We start from the raw sequence: 1,045 nt of genomic DNA, 5'->3' as shown, positions 1-1,045 counted from the left end.
TAGCTTACCGCCAGCCCACATGTATCCGCCGAAGACACACACAAGGATAGTGAGGACTCCTAAAAACTTTTGCATCTTGTGACTCCTAAGAGGACATTAATTGGTTGAGTTGTTTCAGCGCTTGTTTATGAAGCTGACAAATTCGAGGTGGCGTCAGATCCAAGACGAGGGCTATTTCGTGTAAATTGAGTTCGTGTTGATAAAACAGCGTCAGTAGCAATTGATCTCGCTTTGACAGTCGGCCTAGTGCGCTGTCTAAGCTACGACGAATGTGCTCGTGCTCCATGCCGTCGTATTGACCACCAAAGTGGCTGTCGGTGCTGTTTTCCATCAGTTGATCGAGACTTTGCATTTCACCTGCAAGCGCCGCGTTTTGACGGTTGTAATAATCTTGCTCGTCGGTGCCGAGAGCTTTGATGATTTCTGAGTCCGTTGGCATACGACCTAACGAGCGGGTGAGGTCACGAGTGACGTCGTTAAGCTCATGGGCTTGCTGACGTGTCTTACGTGAGCGCCAGTCTAAACGGCGCAGCTCATCTAAGATCGCGCCACGTACGCGGCAAACCGCAAATGCCGGGAAGTGAGTATCGTCAATGTCTCCATAACGACGTCCTGCTTCAACCAGCGCGATAAGACCAATTTGCTGCATATCTTCGATACTGCAATGGGAAGTGGCATGAACGCGCAGCTGGTTAACTACGCGTTTCACCATCACTTGATGACGTTGCAAAAGTGCGTTTTCATCAATCGGGCGTGATGGTGTGTTCACTTCCTCTGGTGCGGTGTACGTTTCTTGAGGGTTCATGTCTAACATGGTTGTGCTCCGTTATTGCACAACGTATTTCGTCAGCAGTACATCATCGATATCACGCACGATGTCAGTCTTCGCAAAGGCTACCAACAGCGTTTGCTTCACTTCGTTTTGCAGAATATCGATCGCGCCTGTCTGTTGCAGTTCATCGAAAGTTTTGTCGCTAAACAGCTTCAAAAGCGAGTTTTGAACCATTGGCATGTAGTTATCGATGTCTTTAATACGTTCTGGTCG

The 1,045-nt window shown here is 48.5% G+C and carries 2 protein-coding genes; both read right to left on the bottom strand.

The annotated features are described in order from the left end of the window. Window positions 1-85 precede the first annotated feature (85 nt). A complete protein-coding gene (gene lafS, locus R7P72_RS26030; RefSeq protein ID WP_005462772.1) occupies window positions 86-814 on the bottom strand; it encodes a lateral flagellar system RNA polymerase sigma factor LafS in 729 nt (242 codons plus the stop codon). A gap of 12 nt (window positions 815-826) precedes the next feature. Next, a partial coding sequence (gene fliL / locus R7P72_RS26025; RefSeq protein WP_318111142.1) for a flagellar basal body-associated protein FliL occupies window positions 827-1,045 on the bottom strand: 219 nt, incomplete at its 5' end.

Origin of the sequence: Vibrio sp. Vb0888, from assembly GCF_033338835.1 — a bacterium.
GTDB classification, from domain to species: domain Bacteria; phylum Pseudomonadota; class Gammaproteobacteria; order Enterobacterales; family Vibrionaceae; genus Vibrio; species Vibrio alginolyticus.
Note: the sequence above shows the minus strand (reverse complement) of the source record. Positions and strands in the feature narration are given on the sequence as shown.